The organism is Plastoroseomonas arctica (genome assembly GCF_018128965.1).
GTDB classification, from domain to species: Bacteria; Pseudomonadota; Alphaproteobacteria; order Acetobacterales; family Acetobacteraceae; genus Plastoroseomonas; species Plastoroseomonas arctica.
Window position 1 is genome coordinate 122,824 of sequence record NZ_JAAEDH010000005.1, and the last position, 20,337, is coordinate 143,160.

The 20,337-nt window shown below is 69.0% G+C and carries 23 protein-coding genes; 10 read left to right on the forward strand and 13 right to left on the reverse strand.

Features of this window, described 5'->3' with window-relative positions:
- Positions 1-70: 70 nt before the first annotated feature.
- Both GXW79_RS06495 and GXW79_RS06500 read right to left on the reverse strand, forming a co-directional pair.
- Positions 71-670: a hypothetical protein gene (locus GXW79_RS06495; RefSeq protein WP_211873539.1), complete on the reverse strand. Its 600-nt coding sequence runs from the start codon at positions 668-670 to the stop codon at positions 71-73.
- Positions 671-752: 82 nt separating this feature from the next.
- Entirely contained in the window at positions 753-1,898 is a 1,146-nt protein-coding gene (locus GXW79_RS06500; protein ID WP_211873540.1) for a M20/M25/M40 family metallo-hydrolase, read from the reverse strand.
- A 102-nt stretch (positions 1,899-2,000) separates the two neighbouring features.
- On the opposite strand from GXW79_RS06500, the gene GXW79_RS06505 reads away from it, so the two are divergent.
- The 3 genes from GXW79_RS06505 (at position 2,001) to GXW79_RS06515 (ending at position 4,342) form a co-directional block, all read left to right on the forward strand.
- Positions 2,001-2,732, forward strand: coding sequence for an aspartate/glutamate racemase family protein (locus GXW79_RS06505; RefSeq protein WP_246503776.1), 732 nt, complete (start codon positions 2,001-2,003; stop codon positions 2,730-2,732).
- A 4-nt stretch (positions 2,733-2,736) separates the two neighbouring features.
- Entirely contained in the window at positions 2,737-3,585 is an 849-nt protein-coding gene (ypfJ, locus tag GXW79_RS06510) for a KPN_02809 family neutral zinc metallopeptidase (RefSeq protein WP_211873542.1), read from the forward strand.
- A gap of 400 nt (positions 3,586-3,985) precedes the next feature.
- Complete coding sequence (locus GXW79_RS06515; protein ID WP_211873543.1) at positions 3,986-4,342, forward strand: hypothetical protein; 357 nt, start codon at positions 3,986-3,988, stop codon at positions 4,340-4,342.
- Positions 4,343-4,494: 152 nt separating this feature from the next.
- Here GXW79_RS06515 and GXW79_RS06520 read toward each other — a convergent pair whose 3' ends face one another.
- Together GXW79_RS06520 and GXW79_RS06525 are read right to left on the reverse strand one after the other, a co-directional pair.
- Positions 4,495-5,484: a Bug family tripartite tricarboxylate transporter substrate binding protein gene (locus GXW79_RS06520; RefSeq protein ID WP_211873544.1), complete on the reverse strand. Its 990-nt coding sequence runs from the start codon at positions 5,482-5,484 to the stop codon at positions 4,495-4,497.
- Complete coding sequence (locus GXW79_RS06525; protein WP_211873545.1) at positions 5,481-6,479, reverse strand: tripartite tricarboxylate transporter substrate binding protein; 999 nt, start codon at positions 6,477-6,479, stop codon at positions 5,481-5,483. Before GXW79_RS06525 ends, GXW79_RS06520 begins: the two co-directional genes overlap by 4 nt.
- 150 nt (positions 6,480-6,629) lie before the next feature.
- Here GXW79_RS06525 and GXW79_RS06530 point away from each other — a divergent pair, with 150 nt between their 5' ends.
- Positions 6,630-8,390 (forward strand): glucan ABC transporter ATP-binding protein/ permease, encoded by a 1,761-nt coding sequence (locus GXW79_RS06530; protein WP_211873546.1) that lies wholly within the window; start codon positions 6,630-6,632, stop codon positions 8,388-8,390.
- Positions 8,391-8,493: 103 nt separating this feature from the next.
- Positions 8,494-8,925 (forward strand): CBS domain-containing protein, encoded by a 432-nt coding sequence (locus GXW79_RS06535; protein WP_211873547.1) that lies wholly within the window; start codon positions 8,494-8,496, stop codon positions 8,923-8,925.
- 72 nt (positions 8,926-8,997) lie between these two features.
- On the opposite strand, the gene GXW79_RS06540 is transcribed toward GXW79_RS06535, so the two are convergent.
- From GXW79_RS06540 to GXW79_RS06550, 3 genes are all read right to left on the reverse strand, one after another.
- Positions 8,998-9,360 (reverse strand): hypothetical protein, encoded by a 363-nt coding sequence (locus GXW79_RS06540; RefSeq protein WP_211873548.1) that lies wholly within the window; start codon positions 9,358-9,360, stop codon positions 8,998-9,000.
- A gap of 197 nt (positions 9,361-9,557) precedes the next feature.
- Positions 9,558-10,031 carry a DNA starvation/stationary phase protection protein Dps gene (gene dps, locus GXW79_RS06545; RefSeq protein ID WP_211873549.1) on the reverse strand — a complete coding sequence of 158 codons (474 nt, stop codon included), beginning with the start codon at positions 10,029-10,031 and terminating at the stop codon, positions 9,558-9,560.
- 52 nt (positions 10,032-10,083) lie between these two features.
- Complete coding sequence (locus GXW79_RS06550) at positions 10,084-11,673, reverse strand: MFS transporter (protein WP_211873550.1); 1,590 nt, start codon at positions 11,671-11,673, stop codon at positions 10,084-10,086.
- A gap of 44 nt (positions 11,674-11,717) precedes the next feature.
- On the opposite strand from GXW79_RS06550, the gene GXW79_RS06555 reads away from it, so the two are divergent.
- Both GXW79_RS06555 and GXW79_RS06560 read left to right on the forward strand, forming a co-directional pair.
- Entirely contained in the window at positions 11,718-12,083 is a 366-nt protein-coding gene (locus tag GXW79_RS06555; protein ID WP_367614821.1) for an Mpo1-like protein, read from the forward strand.
- 97 nt (positions 12,084-12,180) lie between these two features.
- Positions 12,181-12,333 (forward strand): hypothetical protein, encoded by a 153-nt coding sequence (locus tag GXW79_RS06560; protein ID WP_211873551.1) that lies wholly within the window; start codon positions 12,181-12,183, stop codon positions 12,331-12,333.
- 44 nt (positions 12,334-12,377) lie between these two features.
- Here the strand turns inward: GXW79_RS06560 and GXW79_RS06565 are convergent, their stop codons facing one another.
- Positions 12,378-12,629 carry a hypothetical protein gene (locus GXW79_RS06565; protein ID WP_211873552.1) on the reverse strand — a complete coding sequence of 84 codons (252 nt, stop codon included), beginning with the start codon at positions 12,627-12,629 and terminating at the stop codon, positions 12,378-12,380.
- 185 nt (positions 12,630-12,814) lie between these two features.
- Here GXW79_RS06565 and GXW79_RS06570 point away from each other — a divergent pair, with 185 nt between their 5' ends.
- Positions 12,815-13,783, forward strand: coding sequence for a D-2-hydroxyacid dehydrogenase (locus GXW79_RS06570; protein WP_211873553.1), 969 nt, complete (start codon positions 12,815-12,817; stop codon positions 13,781-13,783).
- Positions 13,783-14,886 carry an NAD(P)/FAD-dependent oxidoreductase gene (locus GXW79_RS06575; RefSeq protein ID WP_211873554.1) on the forward strand — a complete coding sequence of 368 codons (1,104 nt, stop codon included), beginning with the start codon at positions 13,783-13,785 and terminating at the stop codon, positions 14,884-14,886. The genes GXW79_RS06570 and GXW79_RS06575 overlap by 1 nt, the downstream gene beginning before the upstream one ends.
- Here GXW79_RS06575 and GXW79_RS06580 read toward each other — a convergent pair.
- Entirely contained in the window at positions 14,859-15,422 is a 564-nt protein-coding gene (locus tag GXW79_RS06580) for a GNAT family N-acetyltransferase (protein WP_246503777.1), read from the reverse strand. The two genes, GXW79_RS06575 and GXW79_RS06580, sit on opposite strands and share 28 nt — an antisense overlap.
- 95 nt (positions 15,423-15,517) lie before the next feature.
- Between GXW79_RS06580 and GXW79_RS06585 the strand changes: the two genes are divergently transcribed.
- Positions 15,518-16,942 (forward strand): M20 family metallopeptidase, encoded by a 1,425-nt coding sequence (locus GXW79_RS06585; protein ID WP_211873555.1) that lies wholly within the window; start codon positions 15,518-15,520, stop codon positions 16,940-16,942.
- A 135-nt stretch (positions 16,943-17,077) separates the two neighbouring features.
- On the opposite strand, the gene GXW79_RS06590 is transcribed toward GXW79_RS06585, so the two are convergent.
- From GXW79_RS06590 to GXW79_RS06605, 4 genes are all read right to left on the reverse strand, one after another.
- Complete coding sequence (locus GXW79_RS06590; protein WP_211873556.1) at positions 17,078-17,422, reverse strand: hypothetical protein; 345 nt, start codon at positions 17,420-17,422, stop codon at positions 17,078-17,080.
- Positions 17,422-18,003 carry a hypothetical protein gene (locus GXW79_RS06595; RefSeq protein WP_211873557.1) on the reverse strand — a complete coding sequence of 194 codons (582 nt, stop codon included), beginning with the start codon at positions 18,001-18,003 and terminating at the stop codon, positions 17,422-17,424. Before GXW79_RS06595 ends, GXW79_RS06590 begins: the two co-directional genes overlap by 1 nt.
- Before the next feature lie 192 nt (positions 18,004-18,195).
- Positions 18,196-19,635, reverse strand: coding sequence for a type I glutamate--ammonia ligase (gene glnA / locus GXW79_RS06600; RefSeq protein WP_211873558.1), 1,440 nt, complete (start codon positions 19,633-19,635; stop codon positions 18,196-18,198).
- A gap of 233 nt (positions 19,636-19,868) precedes the next feature.
- The gene (locus GXW79_RS06605) at positions 19,869-20,207 is read right to left on the reverse strand and encodes a P-II family nitrogen regulator (protein WP_211873559.1); all 339 of its coding nucleotides are present in this window, start codon (positions 20,205-20,207) and stop codon (positions 19,869-19,871) included.
- Positions 20,208-20,337 lie beyond the last annotated feature (130 nt).

The following is a 20,337-nucleotide window of genomic DNA, read 5'->3' on the forward strand; positions in this document are numbered from 1 at the left end:
GAGACTTACGCCCTTTGTCTGCCAGGGCAATGGGCGGGCGGGGCTTGCTGCCGACCGCCCGCGCGGGACGTCACTTCTTCGATTTATTCGACTGTGAATTCGGCAGGCCAGTGCAGGTGGAACGCCGGATGACGATACGGATGCCAGCGGCGTTCTTGGGTGATTTCAGCACGACGACGCCAAGGCTGGCCTTGATCGCCTCCATGACGACTTCCTGCGGCGGCACCGACCCGGCGCATTCCACCATGATCTGCCAATGGCTGACGCGCGCATTGTCCTTGCCGACCTGGCCCTGGATGTCGATCCAGAAGGTGCTGCCACTGCCCTCCCGGGTGCCCTGGTAGTCGATCGATACGGTGTCCTCCTTGGCGTGGTTCCAGATGGTGTACTGACCGCCCGCGCTGGTCGCCGCATTGTCGCTCATATGGGTCGTGAGGCAGTTCATGACAGCGCCGATGTAGTCGCTGACGTTTTTCAGATGGGCATTGCCGTTCGCAGTGACGGCGTTCGCGGTTTCGCTCACCGAGACCCAGGTGACCACCTGGACCGCGCCGCCGGTCGGCCCGCTCTTTGAGGCCTTCTTCATCGAGCAGATTTGGCACAGCCCGGGATTGGCACCCTGCGGCAATGTGGCAGCGCAGATGAAGCAGTAGTTTTCCACCGGTTCCATGACTGCGCCCCTCAATGCGAAGCCAAATCGTTACACCATACTTGGACCCGATTTCAACCCAGGGGTGTACGCCACGCGCGGCTTACGCCCCGAGCGTCGTCAGCAGCCCCGCGATCAGCCTCGCGCGCGGCACCAGCGAGGCGATCTCGATATGCTCCTCGAGCGTGTGCATCTTTGCCCCCGAAACGCCCAGGCCGTCGAGCGTCGGCACCCCCATCGCGCCAGTGAAATTGCCGTCCGAACCGCCGCCCGAACTCTGGTGGGCGATGTCGAAGCCGATGGCGTTGGCGATGTAGCGGGCCTTGTCGTACAGCGCCATGACGCCCGCATCGGGCTCCCAGACCGGGCGCGTGACGCCGCGCTTGACCTCCAGACTGACGTCGTTGCCGGTGGCGCGCAGGCCCAGCATCTTCGCCACGCCGGCGTCGAGATCCTCCTGCCGCTTGGCCATCGACAGCGCCTCGGCGTCGCAATGCGTGGCCACGCAGTTCACCCATTGCCCGCCGTGGATGACGCCGACGGAGAAGGTGCAGTCCTCAGTCGTCATCTCCTCGATCGCGAGCGTCTGGCGGCAGATTTCACGGATGGCGGACCGGCCTTCGCCCAGGCGCGATCCGGCATGGCTGGGCTTGCCCGTGGCGCGGAGATTGAAGCGCGCGATGGCGTAGCGCCCGGTGACCACGCCGCCATCCGGGCGCGCGGGTTCCGGCACCAGCACGTAGCGGGCGCGCGCCGCCTCCGCCTCGATCAGGTCGCGCGTCGACGGGCTGCCGATCTCCTCGTCGCAGGTGAGCAGCACGGTGATGGGAAGCGGCGTGGCGACCTTGGCGCGCAGCAGCTGGCGGATCGCCTCGACCGCGATGTAGGTGCCGCCCTTCATGTCGCAGATGCCGGGCCCGTAGCAGAGCGGCCCCTCGACGCGGATGGGCAGTTTTTCCAGCGTGCCGATCGGGTGCACCGTATCCAGATGCGCGAGGATCAGGATGCCCGCAGTCGTCTCGCCCGACGGGTGCGGAAACCGCGCGCGGACGCAATCGCCCAGGCCCAAGCGGCCGGGAATGCGGTCGATGTTCGCGCCCAGCAGCGCCAGCTCGCGCCCGGCGATGTCCATCATGCGGTTCACCGCGGCGGCGTCGAAGGTGGGGCTCTCGCAGGCGGCCCAGCTCTTCAGCCCCTCCAGGATGGTGTCCGTATCGAAGGGCAGGGTGAGGGCGGCGGCGTGGCTCATCGCGGGGGCTCCGGGCGGAAAGCCGCAGCCTGACGGCGCTGGTCACGCTGGGCAAGATGGGAGCGCCAGCGCAGGATGGCGCGCCCAGCAGGAGACAGGCGCATGCGGATACTGGTCTCGAACGCGAACATGACGCAGGCCATCACCGAGGCCTGCGCCGAAAGCGCGCGCCGCGCCGCCGCGCCGGGCACGGAGATCATCGCCGCCACGCCGCGCTTCGGCGCCGCCGTCATCTCCAGCCGGGTCGAGAACATCATCGCCGGCCACGCGCTGCTGGAGACCATCGCGCCCTTCGCCGGCCAGGTGGATGCCGTGGTCCTCGCCGTCAGCCACGACACCGCGCTCGAGGCCGCGCGCCAGCTGATGCCCTGCCCGGTGGTCGGCATGACCGAGGCCGCGTGCTTCACCGCCTGCATGATCGGCGGCCGCTTCGGCCTGGTCACCTTCGGCAATGCCGAGACCTACCGCGAGCTGATCGCCCGCCATGGCCTCAGCAGCCGCCTCGCCGGCACCGCGGTGATCGACGTCACCGCCCCCCAGGCGGTGAGCGAGCCGGAGATGGTGGCCGAGAAACTCCTCCCCGAGATCGCCGCCCTGGCAGCCGCCGGCGCCGACAGCGTCATCCTCGCCGGCGCCGCGCTGGCCGGCTTCGACGAGCGGCTGCGCGGCCGCGCCGTGGTCCCCCTGCTGGACGGCATCGCCTGCGCCGTGCGCTTCGCGGAAGGTCTTTGCCGCGCGGGGTATCCGAAACCCTCGGTCGGGAGTTATGCCCCCGTGAAGGGCCGCACGCTCAGCGGCGTCGACCCCGGATTGGCGGGTTTGTTGGGAGGATAGGGCCATGCGCCTCGATGACAGTCGCGAAAGCCAGAATGTCGAGGACCGGCGCGGGTCCGGCGGCGGTGGCGGGCGCATGGTGGTGGGCGGCGGCATCGGCGGCATCGCGCTGCTGCTGGTCGCGCTCTTTCTCGGCATCGACCCCTCCGTGCTGCTGCAGGGCGGCGGCGGTGCGCCCACCGAGCAGACCTCGCGCTCCGCACCTGGCCCCGATGACGCGCAGCGCCGCTTCGTCGCGCGCGTGCTCGGCGAGACGGAAGATGTCTGGAAGGACGTGTTCCAGCGTTCCGGCCAGACCTACCGCGAGCCGACGCTGGTGCTGTTCTCGGGCGGCACGCAAAGCGGCTGCGGCGCCGCACAATCCGCCATGGGCCCCTTCTACTGCCCGAACGACCAGCGGCTGTACCTCGATCTCGATTTCCTCGCGGACCTCCAACGCCGGCTTGGCGCGCCAGGCGATTTCGCCGCGGCCTACGTGATCGCCCATGAAGTCGGCCACCACGTGCAGAACCAGATCGGCGTTCTCCGCCGTGTCGAAGAACTGCGCCGCGGCCGGGGCGAGGCGGAAAGCAACCGCCTCCAGGTCCGCGTCGAGCTCATGGCCGATTGCCTCGCCGGGCTCTGGGCGCGCAACGCGCAGAACGCCCGCGGCATCATGGAGAGCGGAGACCTCGAAGAGGCACTCGGCGCCGCCGCGGCGGTCGGCGATGACCGGCTGCAACGCCGGGCGGGAGGGCAGGTGGTGCCGGACAGCTTCACCCATGGCAGCTCCGAACAGCGCGTGCGGTGGTTCCGGCGAGGGTTCGAACAGGGCACGCTGGCGGGCTGCGATACCTTTTCAGACCAGCGCTGAAGCAGGCCGGGGGAGAAGAATTCGCGCCGGAGCAGTCGATCGACAGCGAAGTTCAGCGGGCAAGCGTTCCTGGACCATGAGCTTCAAGCGACGCGTTGACTGCTGGCTTTTGGGCGTCTCGGCGGATCCAGGCGCGTTCGCTAGAACTCTTGCTCCAGCACCAACAGGGCGATTTCGGGCGCCGTGGCGCCACTGGCCAGGCCGAGACCGAGTTCCGGCTCGTAACGGCGCGGTTCGCGGCGTTGCGCGTCATGGGCTGACAAACTTCCGGCATGTAAAGCTTTTCGCTTGATCGACAATGCCAGGTGTGACGGCATAAGGTCCGAAGAAAAACGAAGGATGTGCACGCTCCTGAAGTAGCATAAGCCGCGCATTCAGACGCACCAGTTGGAGAAATATCATGATCGTCAGAAAATTCACCATTGCCGATACTGCGTTCAAACGCTTGTCGGGGCAGGATGGCGACGTGTTCACTGGCAATCTGGTCGACGAACGGCATGGCGGACCGATCACGGTCGGCTACGGCCGCTATGGGCCCGGTCAGAGCATCGACGTGACGCTCGAGGTGGACGACGTGATGGTGGTCCTGGAAGGGCATCTCTCCGTCTTGACCAAGGCGGGCACGCTCAGCGCCGGTCCGGGTGACATCGTCCACATGCCCAAAGGCGAGACGGTGACCATTCGCTCGCATGAGGACGAGGTGGTGACCGCCTATGTCACCTATCCGCACTGGCGGGAGCCATCGAGCGCAGCGTAGCGCGCGAGCCCAGACCCTGCGACCTCCCCCACCGGCGTTGCGGCGTCCCGCCCAGCCAACCGGGGCTACCCGCCAGCCGGCACCAATGGATGGAAATGGAGGATGGGGTGCAAACGTATGCGTTTGCGAGGGGAATTCCTTCCCCCCGAGCTTCACTCCAGACGCGCCCCAGAGCGCGTCACCACCTCCGCCCAGCGGCGTTGCTCGGTGCGCAGGAAGGCGTCGAAGGTCGCCGGCGAGGTGCCGCCATCCGGCGTTAGCCCGGGCCGCGCCGCGCCGAGTTCTTCCATGCGGCGGATGAAGTCCGGCTCGCGCGTGACCTCGTTCAGCAGCCCGCCCAGGCGTTCGACCACCGGGCGGGGCGTGGCCGCGGGGGCGAGGATGCCGAACCAGGCGGTGGCTTCGAACCCATCGACGCCGGCTTCGGCGAGCGTCGGCACGTCGGGCAGCGCCGGCGAGCGTTCGCGCGAGGTGACGCCGAGCGCGCGGATGCGCCCCTCCCGGATGAAGGGGATGGCGGAGGGGATGTTGTCCATCCCGACATCGACGCGCCCGGCGACGAGCTCGGTCAGCACCGGCGCGGAGCCGCGGAACGGGATGTGCTGCATGCGCATCCCCGTCATCATGTTCAGCAGCTCGATGCAGATGTGCGGGCTGGTGCCGATGCCTGCCGTGCCGAAATTCAGCGCGCCGGGGCGGGCTGCGGCGAGCGCGACCAGCTCGCGCAGAGTCTGCGCTGGCGTGACGTTGGCGACCATCAGCACGTTGGGCACCTGCGCCAGCAGCGCCACGCCGACCAGGTCTTCCGGCTTGTAGGGCATGCGCGCGCCGTAGAGGGCGAAGTTGATCGCGCCGGTGCCGATGGTGGTGAGCAGCAGCGTGTTGCCGTCGGGCTCGGCGCGGGCCACCGCCTCGGCGCCGAGATTGCCGCCCGCGCCGGCGCGGTTCTCCACGATTACCTGGGCGCCGAGCCGCGTGCCAAGGCGTTCGGCCGCCACGCGCGCGATGATGTCCGTCGTGCCGGCCGGCGTGAAGGGCACGATCAGCCGGACCGGGCGCGCGCTGTTCTGCGCCAGGGCGGCGGCGGGTGCGGCGAGGCCGGCGGCCAGCACCGCGCGGCGGGGGAGGCGCGGGGCGCTCATTCCACCGTCACGCGGGCGCGGCGGACGACTTCGCCCCATTTCTCGACCTCGGCGGCCACGAAGCGGGCGAAACCGTCGGGGGAGGTGCCGCCATCGGGCGTCAGGTCTGGCGTCATGCCGCCCAGCTCGAGCAGGCGGCGCGCGGTCTCCGGCTCCTTGATGATGGCGTTCATCTCGGTGGAGATGCGGTCGATGATCGGGCGCGGCAGCCGCGCCGGCCCCTGCACGCCGAACCAGGCCGTGGCCTCGACGCGGGGGAACCCGGCCTCGGCCGTGGTCGGCACGTCCGGCAGCGCGGGCGTCCGCGTCGCGGTGGTCACCGCGAGGGTGCGCAGCAGCCCGCCGCGCAGGTGCCCGATGACCGAGGGCAGGTTGTCCACCCCCACCTCGATCCGGCCGGCGATGCATTCCTGCAGCATCGGTCCCGCGCCGCGGAAGGGCACATGCGTCAGGTCGATCCCGGCATCGAGCTTGAGCAGCTCGCCCGTCATGTGCAGCGAGGTGCCGATGCCCGAGGAGCCGATATTCAGCTGACCGGGGCGCGCCTTCACGTAGTCGACCAGCTCGGCCAAGGTGCGGACAGGCAGCGACGGATGCACGAAGATCGCGTTGGGCACGCGGATCAGCAGGCCGACCGCGGCGAGTTCCTCCGGCCGGTAGGGCATGCGGGCCCCATACAGCGTGTAGTTGATCGCACTCGAGCTGATGGTGCACATCACCAGCGAGTAGCCATCGGGTTCGGCCTTGGCGACCACATCGGTGCCGACATTGCCGCCCGCGCCGGGCCGGTTCTCCACGATCACGTTCTGGCCGAGGCGCTGCGTCAGGCGCTCGGCCAGGATGCGCGCGGCGATGTCGGTGGTGCCGGCCGGCGTGAAGGGCACCACCAGGCGGATGGTGCGATTCGGCCAGGCGGCCTGGGCGAGCGCGGGTGCCGCAAGGCGCGGAGCGGCGATGGCGGCGGCGATGCCCAGCAGGGCGCGGCGTTGGGTCATTCCCGGGGTTCCTCGATAATTTTGCCACAGACTGGCGCGCGTCTGCGTTCACAGCAAGCCGCGCGTTGCGTGGGGCCCGGGCCGCACAGATCGCGGCTTGTGCGCTCGCGCGCGACTTGGCAAGCAGGCGCACCATCCAGGGATTGGCCGATGCGGTTTTTCAAAGTCTATGGCCGCGTCCTGGCCCTGCTCGGGGCGGACCGGAACGTGGCGATCGGGCTTGCGGTCGCATCGCTCGCGCTGGCCGGGCTGCAATTCCTCGAACCGGTGCTGTTCGGGCGCGTGGTGGATGTGCTCGCGCGCTCCGACCGGATGGAGCAGAGCGCGGTCTGGGCGGAAGCCTTCGCGCTGCTCACGCTGTGGATCTCGGTGGGCCTGTCCGGCATCGGCGCCAGCACGGCCGTGGCACTGCTGGCCGACCGGATGGCGCATCGCAACCGGCTGATCGTGATGCATGATTTCTTCCAGCACGTGCTCGGCCTGCCGCTGTCCTTCCATGGCGACACCCAGTCGGGCCGGCTGATGAAGGTGATGCTGGTCGGCTCGGACAATCTGTTCGGCCTCTGGGTCGCGTTCTTCCGCGAGCATCTGACGACCTTCATCGCCGCCCTGGTGCTGCTGCCGATGACGATGGCGATGAACTGGCGGCTTGGGTTGCTGCTGATCGCGCTGGTGGTCGTGTTCTGCCTGCTCTCGGCCTATGTCATCCAGCGCACCCAGACGGCGCAGGAACAGGTGGAATGGCTGCATTCGCGCCTGGCCGGCAATGCGCAGGACGCGCTGTCCAACGTGGTGGTGGTGCAGAGCTTCACCCGCCTGGGCTACGAGGCGCGGCTGTTCGCGGACACCATGAAGCAGGTGCTCGACCACCAGTTCCCGGTGCTGAACTGGTGGGCGGTGGTCGCCGTGCTGACCCAGGCCGCCTCGACCGTCACGGTCATCCTGATCTTCCTGCTCGGCACCTGGCTGCACATCAACGGGCAGGCGAGCGTGGGCGAGATCGTCTCCTTCATGGGCTTCGCCACCCTGCTGATCGGCAAGCTGCAGAGTGCCGTGACCTTCGCCTCGCGCCTGGTGTTCCAGATGCCGAGCCTCGAGGAGATGTTTGCGGTCAAGGATTCGAAAAGCTCGGTGCCGGAACGCCCCGACGCGCGCGATATCGGCCGCGCCACCGGCGAGGTCGCGTTCGAGGGCGTGGGCTTTGCCTATCCGGGCGGCCCGCCGATCCTGCGCGACATCGCCTTCACCGCCGCACCCGGTCGGACCCTCGCGCTCGTGGGCCAGACCGGGGCGGGCAAGTCCACCGCCATGGCGCTGCTCCAGCGCCTGTGGGACCCGAGCGAGGGGCGCATCACGCTCGACGGCGTGGACCTGCGCGATCTCACCCTGATGTCGCTGCGGCGCAATATCGGCGTGGTGTTCCAGGAGAGCATGCTGTTCAACCGCACCATCCGGGAGAACCTGCTGGTCGGCCGCCCCGACGCGACCGAGGCGGATATCGAGCTCGCCTGCCGCGAGGCCGAGGCCTACGACTTCATCCTCCGCCAGCCCAAGGGCCTCGACACCATGATCGGCGAGCGCGGCAGCACGCTCTCGGGCGGCCAGCGCCAGCGCCTGGCGATCGCGCGCGCGCTGCTGAAGAACCCGCCGGTGCTGATCCTGGACGAGGCGACCTCCGCGCTGGACGCGGCGACCGAGGCGCGGGTGCAGAAGGCGCTCGCGCGGCTGATGGCGGGGCGGACGACCTTCATCATCGCCCACCGCCTGTCCACGGTGCGCGACGCCGACGAGATCATGGTGTTCGAGCAGGGGCGCGTTGCCGAGCGCGGCAGCTTCAACGAACTCGTCGCCCTGGACGGGTTGTTCGCCGCTTTGGTGAAGACCCAGCTCTCCCACGCCACGGCAGCGTGACGGGCGGATTGCGTTTCGCGCTTGAATTGTGCGGCGCGACGGCGTCAGCCTGTCCTCTTGTCGGGCCGGGCATCGTCTCGCAGCCCGGCAACGGGAGGCAACGATGACAATCGCTTCGATCCTCGCCCGCAAGGGCGGCAATGTCGTGTCCGTCGGCCCCGGGGAGGATGCGGTGGGCGTCGCCGCGACCCTGGCGCGGCATCGCATCGGCGCGGTGCTGGTGCGTGACGGGGCCGGCGTCGTTCTTGGCATCCTCTCCGAACGCGACATCGTCCGCGCCATCGGCAAGGACGGCACCGCCGCGCTGGCGATGACCGCGCGCCAGATGATGACGTCCGACGTGCACTCGGTGAGCCCCGACACCGGCATCAACGAGGCCCTGGGCGAGATGACCGACCGGCGCATCCGGCACCTGCCGGTGATGACCGCCGGGACCGTCGCGGGGATGGTCTCGATCGGGGATCTGGTGAAGGCGCGGATGGACGCGATCATCGAGGAAGCGGAAAGCCTGCGCGCCTTCGTCACCGCATCCTGACGACGAATCCGGCGGCCTGACGAACCACCGCCGCCTCCCGACCCCTCGCTGACGATGGGTCGCGTTCGGCCATCAACCCCAGCGTTTGACGACCTTTTTGTTGGGCTCCAACGCGAGTGTGACGCTGGCCGACTGGCCGATGATCGGCTTGGCTTCGAGCATCACCATCTGGACGATGGCGCCGGATTCCGCGGATGTATCATCGGCGAAGTCGATATTGGCGATGGTGGCATTGAAGCTGGGCACGGAGGAGGGGGCGAACTCCTCGAACCACTTCTTGTGCGTCGGGTCGTAGCTGACGATCAGCAGGCCGATCGGCGCGCCCGCGATGGTCGCCCCTTTCAGACGGCCGACATTCGCGGTGGTCATGACGCAGGTGATGTGGAAGGGGTCGGTGGTACCCGTCCCCAGAGGGATCCTGGCGGCCTGCGCCATACGCCTTGGCGGCCTACGGGCCCGAAATGGCGCTGGAGCTCAGCTGCGCGCGAACCTAGTCGTTCCAAAATCTCGATCGGTTATTTGATGAAGGCTCAAGTCTAGGCGACGGCCAAGGAAGCTGACGCGTGCGCGCCGTCTTACCGCATCCTGGAATCAGGCGGCGGCCCTTTCATCGAGCCGCCGCACCGCGTGTCTTACTTCTGGAAGTGGGCTTCGAGCATCCACAGCGACTTGTCGAGGAAACGCGAATGCTCGGTCAGCAGGTCCGAGGTGTCCGTGTCGCCGGCTTCGTCGGTCGAATCGATGCCTTCGCGAACCGACTTCGCAAGAGCCGCGTAGCGCGTGGACAGCGCCTTCACGTGGTCCAGCCCGTCGAGCAGCTTGTTCGAATAGGCCTCGAGGCGCGTGGTGTCGCCGATCGTCTGCGTGGTGCCGTCGGCGATGGCGCCGAGCTGCACGATCCGCTCCGCGATCTCATCGGCCAGCTCGTTCAGCTCGCCATAGAACTTCTCGAACATCTTGTGCAGGCCGGCGAACTGCGGACCCTTCACGTTCCAATGCGCCTGGCGGGTGGCGTTGGTCAGGTCGGAGGTATCGACCAGCACGCCCTGCAGCACGCCGATCGACACCTTCTTGGCATTGTCGGGAACATCATTCAGCGTCTTCATCTTGGGATCTCCATGGACATCGCGAGGCAGATAGGTGCGCCCTCGCCCGATGTCAGGGGTTCAGGTTCAGGTAGCGCGACGCTTCGGGCGGCGCATCCCCGTGGTGGAACGCCGCGGCGCGCGCCAGGGTTGCGAGGTCGCCGGCATCCATCCTGCCGGCTTCGCGCAGGTGGTCGGTCCAGCTTTCCATCACCCACAGCTCGGCGAAGGTCTCGGGGTGGGCGATATCCTCGTACAGGCGCCAGACGCGGGCGCCGTTGCGCAGGCGCAGGCGGCGCATCTCCGCCATCAGGGCGATGAACGGGGCGCGGTTCTCGGCGACGACGGTGTAGCGGACCACCTCGAGCAGGCGGCCCGAATGCTCGTTCAGCAATTCGGTGAATTCGGCCGCCGGGGCCTCGGGCATCGGCAGCGGGGCCGCCGGGGCCTGGGCGGAGGATGGCGGGTCGATCCGCCAGGACCGCACCAGCGCGGCGACGGCGGCCCCCGTCACGGCGGCGAGCAGCAGGGTCTCGGTCACCCCGATGATGCTGCCCAGGATGCCCCAGATGGCCGAACCCGCGGCGAGCGCGCCGAAGAAGGAGAGCTGGTAGATGCCGATCGCGCGCGCCCGGACCCAGGCGGGCGAGGCGAGCTGGGCGGCGGCCTGCAGCGTGCTGGCCGCGCCGATCCAGGCGATGCCGAAGGCGACCATGCCGACGCCCGCCGGCAGCCAGTGCGGGAAGGCGCCGAGCAGGGCAATGGCGCAGGCGGCGAGGATCGAGAAGCGGAACACGATGGCCCCGCGCGTCGCGCTGCCGCGCAGGTAGGGCAGCGCAAACCCCGCGCTGACCGCGCCCGCGCCCATCGCCGTCAGCATCAGGCCGAAGGCATCCGGACCCAGGCCGAGGCGCCCGCGCACCAGGATGGGCAGCAGGCCCCAGACGGCGGCGGTGAAGAAGAAGAACGCGCAGGCCCGCAGGATCGCCGCCCGCAGCGCCGGCGAGGCGGCAACGAAGAACACGCCCGAGCGCATCGCGGGCAGGAAGTGCTCGGGCGGCAACGTGTCCGTGCTGCGCGTGCGCCGCCACAGGACCAGGGCAGCCACCATGACGATGAAGCCGCTCGCCGCGAGGACGAAGGAGGCCTCGACGCCGGAGAGCGCGATGATGAACCCACCGATCGCCGGGCCCAGCGCGCGCGCGAGGTTGAAGCCGATGCCGTTGAGCGCGATCGCCTGGACCAGGTCCTCGCGCGGGACCAGCTCGGGCGTGGTGGCCGCCATGGCGGGGAAGATCAGCGCCGTGCCGGAGCCGATACCGAAGGTGAGCGCGAGCAGCCCCCAGGCACCCAGGCCGCCGGAGAAGGTGAGGATGGCGAGCAGCACGCCCATCGCCGCCATCCACAGCTGCGCCGCGATCAGCATGCGCCGGCGGTCGAGGATGTCGGCGAGCGCACCGGCCGGGAGGGCCAACAGGAAGACCGGCAGCATCGAGGCCGCCTGCACCAGGCTCACCATGACCGGGGAAGGGGCGAGGGAGGTCATCAGCCAGGCCGCCCCGGTGTTCTGCACCCACAGCCCGGTATTGGCGGCGAGTCCCGCAATCCAGAGGCTGCGGAAGACCGGGTGTCGGAGCGGCGCCAGCGCGGCGGGAAGAGCCATGGGCGCCTGTGTGCCAGATATTGCTGCGCCGCGAAACGCACTGCGTGGATGACTCGGGCCACGTGGCGGATTACGCTGGCGTCATGGCCGCGCCCTTTGCCACCTATGCCGAATTCTGGCCGCACTACCTGCGCGAGCACGCCAACCCGGCGACGCGCAGCGTGCATCTGGCCGGGACGCTGATCGCGGTGGCGCTGCTGCTCTGGGGCCTGGTCATGGGGCCGCGTTGGCTGCTGCTGGCGGTGCCTGTCGCCGGGTATGGCTTCGCCTGGGGCAGCCACATGCTGGTCGAGCGCAACCGGCCGGCCACCTTTACCTATCCGCTGTGGTCGCTGGGCTCGGACCTGCGCATGGCGTGGCTGATGCTGACGGGGCGCCTGGCGCCGGAGCTGCGCCGCGCCGGACTATGATGCGAAGCGGCAAGCAAGGTTACAATTCGGCTGCGCCGAGCACCGAACACCCATGGTATTCTGGGGCTATTGCAACAGCGCCATGCAGGAGAAGCAGATGCGCAAGCTCGGTGTCCTCGCCGCCCTGATGGCGGCCACTCTCACGCTCTCGGCCTGCGTCGTCGTGCCGGTGCGGCCGCGGCCCTACGGGTACTACGCGCCGGCGCCTGCGGTGGTCGTCGCCCGGCCCTATCCGCGCTACTACTACTGACGCGAGGCGCCCGGGGGCCGAGAGGCCCCCGGGGCCAGCCTGCCTCAGCGGCAGATGCGGACAGGGCGCTCGCGCACGACGATGCGGCCGAAGCGGTCCTGGAAGCGAACGCGGCGCACCTCGGTCCAGCAGCGGCGCTCGCGGCCGCGATAGTACTGCACCTGCTCGGTCAGCGGCGCGCTCGCGACGTCCGTCGCGAAGGTCCGGCCCGATGTGGCGGAGGCGGGGGCGGCGGCGAAGCCGAGGGGCAGGGCCAGGAGGCCGAGCTGCATGAGGCGCGTGAACGATATGGTCATTGCGAATTCTCCCTGTTCATTGCGTGAGTGTTGCCCCGTATTTCGTCCGCGCCAAGGCAAGAAATCGGCAATCCGGAGGCAATCTGGGACGCCGCGCGACGGCCCCGGGACGGTGTCGGGGAAGGCTTGGCGGCGCCGCGCCGGCGTTCCATAGAGAAGGCCGAACCATCCGGGAACCGCCCCCCATGTCCGCCCTCGGTGCCACGCCCACCATCGGCTTCGCCCACGTCGCCTATCGCTTCGGCGAGCGCTTCGCCGCACGCAACACCGGGATGCCCTTCATCGAGATCCGCTCGCGCGAGGAGCTCGCCGCGCGGATCGGGGAGATCGACGTGCTGGTTGTCTCCGGCTTCTGGGACAATGCACTGGCGGCGACGGCGGGGCGGCTGTCCTTCATCCAGTCGATCAGCGCGGGCGTGGACCAGTACGACCAGAATATCCTTTGGGCCTGCGGGATCCGGCTGGCCTCGGCGGCCGGCGGCAATGCGAATGCAGTGAGCGAGCACGCGATTGGGCTGATCCTCGCCATCAGCCGGCGCATCGGCGAGGCGCGGGACAACCAGGCGCGGAAATTCTGGCGCGGCATGCAGGGCGATTTCGCCATGCGCGAGGATGAGCTGGGCGGGAAGACGCTGGCGGTGGTGGGACTGGGGCGCATCGGCGGCCGGGTCGCGCGGCTGGCGAAGGCCTTCGGGATGCATGTGGTGGGGCTGAAGCGCGCCCCCTCGACCGGTGCCGAGGGTGCCGACGAGGTGCACGCGATCGCCAAGCTGCACGAGGTGCTGCCGCGCGCCGACCATGTCGCGCTGTGCTGCCCGCTGACGCCGGAGACGCAGGGGCTGATCGGGGCCGCCGAATTCGCGCTGATGAAACCCACCGCCTATCTGGTCAACGTCGCGCGCGGAAAAGTGGTGCGTGAGGCGGAGCTGATCGCGGCGCTGAATGCGGGGCGGATCAAGGGCGCGGCACTCGATTGCGTGGAGGAGGAGCCGCTGCCGCCGCTCTCCCCGCTCTGGGCGATGCCGAACGTCATCATCACCCCGCATACCGGTGGCGAGACCTGCGCCTATGAGGACAACATCCTCGATTTCCTCATGGAGAATCTCGGGCGCCTGCAACGCGGCGAAGAGGCCCTGCTGAACCAGGTGGTGTGATGGAACAGGTCGATGCCGTGGTGATCGGTGCGGGCGTCGTGGGCCTCGCGGTCGCGCGCGCCCTCGCGCTGGACGGGCGCGAGGTGCTGGTGCTCGACGCGGCCGAGGGCATCGGGACGGAAACCTCCTCGCGTAATTCCGAGGTGATCCACGCCGGCATCTACTATGCAGCCGGCAGCCTGATGGCGCGGTTCTGCGTCGAGGGAAAGCGCGCGCTTTACGCTTACTTGCGCGAGCGCGGCCTGCCGCATGCGAATTGCGGCAAGCTGATCGTCGCGACATCGCCGGAGGAGGCGGAGAAGCTGGAGAGCATCCGCGGCCGCGCGGCGGCGAACGGGGTGGACGACCTGCACCGCATCGGGGGCAACGAGGCGCGGCAGCTGGAGCCGGAGCTGGATTGCGTCGCGGCACTCGTCTCGCCCTCGACGGGGATCATCGACAGCCACAGCTACATGGTCTCGCTGCAGGGCGATGCCGAAAATGCGGGCGCGATCTTCGTCTTCCACGCCCCCGCGCTGGGAGGCCGCGTGATGGCCGATGGCATCGAGGTGGATGTCGGCGGTGCGGAGCCGATGACCCTGCACGCGCGCCTGGTGGTGAACAGCGCGGGGCTGCATGCGCCGGCGTGGGCCGCGAAGCTGGAGGGGTTGGCGGCGGAGCACGTCCCGACCGCCTACTACGCCAAGGGCAACTATTTCTCGCTGATCGGGCGCTCGCCCTTCTCGCGGCTGATCTATCCGGTGCCGGTGCCGGGGGGCCTGGGCACGCACCTCACCATCGACCTCGGCGGCCAGGCGCGGTTCGGGCCGGATGTGGAGTGGGTGCCAGAGCTGAACTACGACGTGGATCCGAAGCGGAGCGAAGGCTTCTACGCCGCCATCCGCCGCTGGTGGCCGGGCCTGCCGGAGGGCGCGCTGGCGCCGGGCTATTCGGGCATCCGGCCGAAGATCGTCCCGCCCGCGGTGGCCACGCAAGATTTTTGCGTGCAGGGCATGGCGGTGCACGGCGTGCCCGGGCTGATCAACCTGTTCGGCATCGAGAGCCCGGGGCTCACGGCCTCGCTCGCGATCGGGGACTACGTGGCGGAGATGGCGCGCGCCTGAACCGGCGCGTGCGGGCCGAGCGCCTTGTAGAACAGCGTCGTCGGCGCGAGCCGCCCATCGGGTGTGAAGGCGTGGTCCGGCACGTCGCCCAACGCGACCCAGCCGCAGCGGCGATAGAGCAGGTCGCCGGCGCTGCCCGCCTCGGTGTCCAGCATCAGCAGGGTGCGACCGGCCGCGAGCGCGGCCTCCTCGGCGGTGGTGAGCAGGCGCCGGCCGATCCCCCGCCGGCGCGCGGAGGAGTGGACGAGCATCTTGCCGATCTCGGCGCGGTGCGGGGCGTTGGGCTGGTGGGCGAAGAAGAGCAGCACGGTGCCGAGGAGGGTGCCGGACTCTTCCGCCACAAAGAGCCGGGTGTCATCGGCGGCCAGCGCGGGGAGTTGCCGGCGCCAGAAGTCTTCGGTCGTGGCGGTCGTGACGCCGGCCAGGAAATTGACCGATGCGCCATGGGCGACGGCATCGGCCAGGATCATCGCGAGCTCGGCGAGGCGCGCCTCGGCCTGGGCGGCCTCGAGGCGGCGGATGGTGGTGCCGGCCATGGTGTGATCCCTACTTCGTGCATGCTGTTCCGGGTCGGGCCGCTGGCGTCACGACCCTCTCGCCAGCCCTTCGCGGCTGTCCTAGGCTTTGGCCCATGCAAAACACCGACCGCATCTGGACCCTCGTTGACCAGCGCCGCACTGGGTACGAGGACCTGTCCGACCGCATCTGGGGCATGCCGGAACTCTGCTACAACGAGCATCGCTCCGTCGCCGAGCACAAGGCCATGCTCGAGCAGGAAGGCTTCGCCATCACCGAGAACCTCGCCGGCATCCCCACCGCCATCATGGGCGAGGCGGGCGAAGGCGGACCGGTGATCGCCATCCTCGGCGAATACGACGCGCTGCCGGGCCTGTCCCAGGAAGCCGGCGTGGCCGAGCCGCGCCCCATCCCCGGCGACGGCTACGGCCATGGCTGCGGGCACAACCTGCTGGGCTCCGCCTCGCTGCTCGCCGCCGCCGCGGTCAAGGACTGGCTGGCCGAGCGCGGCATCCCCGGCCGCGTGCGATACTACGGCTGTCCGGCCGAGGAAGGTGGGGCCGCCAAGGCCTTCATGGTCCGCGCCGGCGCCTTTGATGATGTGGATGTTGCCATCACGTGGCACCCCTCCGCTTTCGCCGCCGTGCAGGATGCGATCAGCCTCGCCAACACGCGCATCGACTTCACCTTCAAAGGCCGCGCGAGCCACGCCGCCGCCGCCCCCCAGCTCGGCCGCTCCGCGCTCGACGCGGTCGAGCTGATGAGCGTCGGCGTGAACTACATGCGCGAGCACATGCCCTCCGACGCGCGCATTCATTACGCCTATCTCGACGCCGGCGGCATCGCGCCCAACGTGGTCCAGGCGCAGGCCAAGGTGCGCTACCTGATCCGCGCGCGCGAGCTCCCCGACCTCACGGACCTCGTCGCGCGCGTGAAGAAGATCGCCGATGGCGCGGCACTGATGACCGAGTGCAAGGTCGAGCACCGCGTGCTCTCGGGGGTGGCGAACCTGCTGCCGAACACGCCGATGGAGCAGGCGATGCAGGCTGCCCTCGACCGGCTCGGCCCGCCGCCCTTCGACGAGGCGGACCAAGCCAGGGCACGCGAATTCCAGGCGACGATGACGCCGGCGGATCTCTCCGCGGCCTGGCGCAAGGTGGGGCTGAAGCCCAAGCCGGGCCTGGGCCTGACCGACCAGATCGTCCCGCTCGACAATGGCGGCGTGCCCATGGTGGGCAGCACCGATGTGGGCGACGTGTCCTGGGTGGTGCCGACGGTGCAGGCGCGCGGCGCGACCTACGCGATCGGCACGCCGGGCCATTCATGGCAGCTGACCGCGCAGGGCAAGCTGCCGGCTGCGCACAAGGGCATGGTGCATGTGGCGAAGGTGATGGCGGCGACCGCGACGGACCTGATGGAACAGCCCGACGTGATCGCGAAGGCCAAGGCGGACCTCGCCGCGCGAACCGCGATCACACCCTATGTCAGCACGATCCCGGAGGGGACGGAGCCGCCGTTCGGGATGTCGGTGGTGATCTGAGGAAGAAAGCCTGGGGAAAAGAATTTCCCAAGACTCCATTCTTTTCTTTTTGATTCATTGGTGCCGACCCCACGACCAGCGCCAAGAGATAAAAACAAAAAAATGGGGTCCGGGGAAATTCCTTTCCCCGGCCTTCTACCTGCCCAGCGTCAGCGACGAGACGCATCCTCGCGTCCGATATTCGCCGGTGAAGGCGTTGCCCTGGAAGCGTCCGGTGATCGTGACGCGTCCATCGCGCCCCCCGGTCATGGTGACGTTGCCATCGGTCGCGATCGTGCCGCTGGCGGCCTCGCCGTCGCGCTGGCTCATCTCCGCCACGCCGCGGCGCACCGTGATGGTCCGCTCGCCCGAGGCGCAGTTGCCGCGCGCGCTGGCGCTCGGCGTGATGGTGCCGCGCCAGTTGCCGTCGAAGGCCAGGTTCTGCGCCAGGGCGGGCGTGGCGCACAGCAGCAGGGCGATGAGGATCGTGCGCATCGCCATCACCGTGCCTGCAGCCGCGCATCCGCGATGCGGGCCGGGTCGTTGGTGGAGGTCAGCACGGAGCGGAAGGTCCCCGGGTCCTGCCGGTTGGGCCCGAAGGCGAACAGCCGCGCGACACGGTCGGGCGTGATGACCAGGTAGGTCTTGGTCAGCCCGCCGGCCGATTCCGCCTGGTTGACCAGGCTGGTCGTGGCCCCCGCCTCGCGCAGCCGCGCGAGGCCCGCACTGAATTCCGGGTCGATGTCGCGCGGCGCGACCTCGTTCACCCAGATCTCGCATTGCCGCGGCGTCTCGCCGAGCATGAGCATGGAATCGCGCGCCGCACCCACCGCGAACACATCGCCGGCGCGGCCGTGCAGTACCTCGCGCAGCGGAATGTCGGAGGGGCGGCGGAGGCCCTGGCGGGTGGCCTCGGCATGGGTCTTGGTCGGGTCGGGTTCGGCGCAGAGCGAGAAGAACAACGCGGCCGCCTGCTGTGGCGGCGTGCCGGCAGGGGCGGCAGGGGGTGGTGCGCCGGGCGGCCCGCCGCCGCATCCCGCCATCGCCAGCATGAGCATGCCCGCCCCGATCGCACCGCGCATGATGTCCGCCTCTCAAAGAAAAAGCCGCCGGGCTGGGTGCCCGGCGGCCTGAGACTACACCCGAAACGGTCGGGTGTCAGACCATCCTGCCGCTCTTCGGCCCGCTTTTGCGGGCCGCGAGGCCGGATGGCCGAACGCCGCCCGTGCGGCGAGCCAAGCGCGCGGAGCGCGCGCCCGGCGCCTGAGGGCACATCAAACGCTGTAGTACATCTCGAACTCGACCGGGTGCGGGGTGTGTTCGAAGCGGTACACCTCGCTCCACTTGAGCTCGACGTAGCTCTCGATCTGCTCCTTGCTGAACACGCCGCCCTCGAGCAGGAACTCGTGGTCGGCCATCAGCGCGCCGAGCGCCTCGCGCAGCGAACCGCACACCGTAGGGATGCCCTTCAGCTCCTCCGGCGGCAGGTCGTAGAGATCCTTGTCCATTGGGTCGCCGGGGTGGATGCGGTTCTTGATCCCGTCCATCGCCGCCATGGTGAGCGCGGCGTAGGCCAGGTAGGGGTTCGCCGAGGGGTCGGGGAAGCGGACTTCCACGCGCTTGGCCTTCGGGGACGTCGTGTAGGGGATGCGGCACGACGCCGAGCGGTTGCGCGCCGAGTAGGCGAGCAGCACCGGCGCCTCGAAGCCCGGGATCAGTCGCTTGTAGCTGTTGGTCGAGGGGTTGGTGAACGCGTTCACTGCCTTCGCGTGCTTGATGATGCCGCCGATCGCGTAGAGGCACATTTCCGACAGGTCGGCATAGCCGTTGCCCGCGAACATCGGCTTGCCGCCCTTCCAGATGGACAGGTGCGTGTGCATGCCCGACCCGTTGTCGCCATAGATCGGCTTGGGCATGAAGGTCGCGGTCTTGCCGTAGCTGTGGGCCACGTTGTGGACGCAGTACTTATAGATCTGCATCTGGTCGGCCATCGTCACCAGCGTGCCGAAGCGGGTGCCGAGCTCGTGCTGGGACTGCGCCACCTCATGATGGTGCTTCTCGCCGGGCAGGCCCATCTCGATCATGGTCGAGAGCATCTCGGCGCGCAGGTCGACGTCGCCATCGACCGGGGCGACCGGGAAGTAGCCGCCCTTGACGCCCGGGCGGTGGCCCATGTTGCCCTCGGGGTAGTCCTTCATGTTGGAGCCGGGGCCCTCGACGGAATCGACCTGGTAGGAGCCGAAATTGCCGCCCGTGCCGAACCGCACGGAGTCGAAGATGAAGAACTCGGCCTCGGCGCCGACCAGGACGGAATCGCCCACGCCGGAGGAGGCGACATAGGCCTCGGCGGCCTTCGCCGTGCCGCGCGGGTCGCGGGCATAGGCCTGGCCGGTCGAGGGCTCGATGATGTCGCAGAACAGGATCAGCTGCGGCTTGGCGCTGAACGGGTCCATGCAGGCATTCGCCGTGTCCGGCATCAGGATCATGTCGGACTCGTTGATCGCCTTCCAACCGGCGATCGAGGAGCCGTCGAACATGATGCCGTCGACGAAGGTCTCCTCATCGACCGTCGAGATGTGCTGGGCGGTGTGCTGCCACTTGCCGCGCGGGTCGGTGAAGCGGAAATCCACGTATTCGACGCTGTTCTCCTTGATCATGTCCATGACCTTGGCGACTGCGGCGTTGCCGGTTGCGGCTGCTGGCTTCTTGGCCATCGATGCTATCCTGTTCCCCTGATGCGCCCCGAAGGGCGTGATCCCCGAATGTGCAAGTCCGGCCGCGGTCCGGTGGTCCCGTGGCTGGCCCGGCCGGCGCTGAGGCTTGCAACGGACGTGCCGCAACAATCCTGCGCCGGAATTTCTGGAAGGGCAGGCGCCATTCCACCGCCGCGCGCCCCGGCCGGACGGGGCACGAGCGGAATTCCCCCTCTAGGCTGCGCCGCCTCTGGTCAGACCGCGTCCTCGCCGCGCTCGCCGGTGCGGATGCGGATGACCTCGGCGATGTCGGAGACGAAGATCTTGCCGTCGCCGATGCGCCCGGTGCGCGCCGCCATCTGGATGGCCTCGACCGCGCGGTCCAGCATGTCGTCGGCGCAGACGACCTCGATCTTCACCTTCGGCAGGAAATCCACGACGTATTCGGCGCCGCGATAGAGCTCGGTGTGGCCCTTCTGGCGGCCGAAGCCCTTGGCTTCCACCACGGTCAAACCCTGCAGGCCGATCTCGTGCAGCGCGTCCTTCACCTCGTCGAGCTTGAAGGGCTTTATGATCGCCTCGATTTTCTTCATGACCTTGCTTTCACCGCTCCGCGCGCCTGCGTGCCGCGAACCGGAACTCCTTCCTCCCTTGGGTCACTGCCATGGAGATTGCCATGGCCGGGCCAGGTGGCCCGCGCCGCTGGGGTTGCATGCGGCGTTG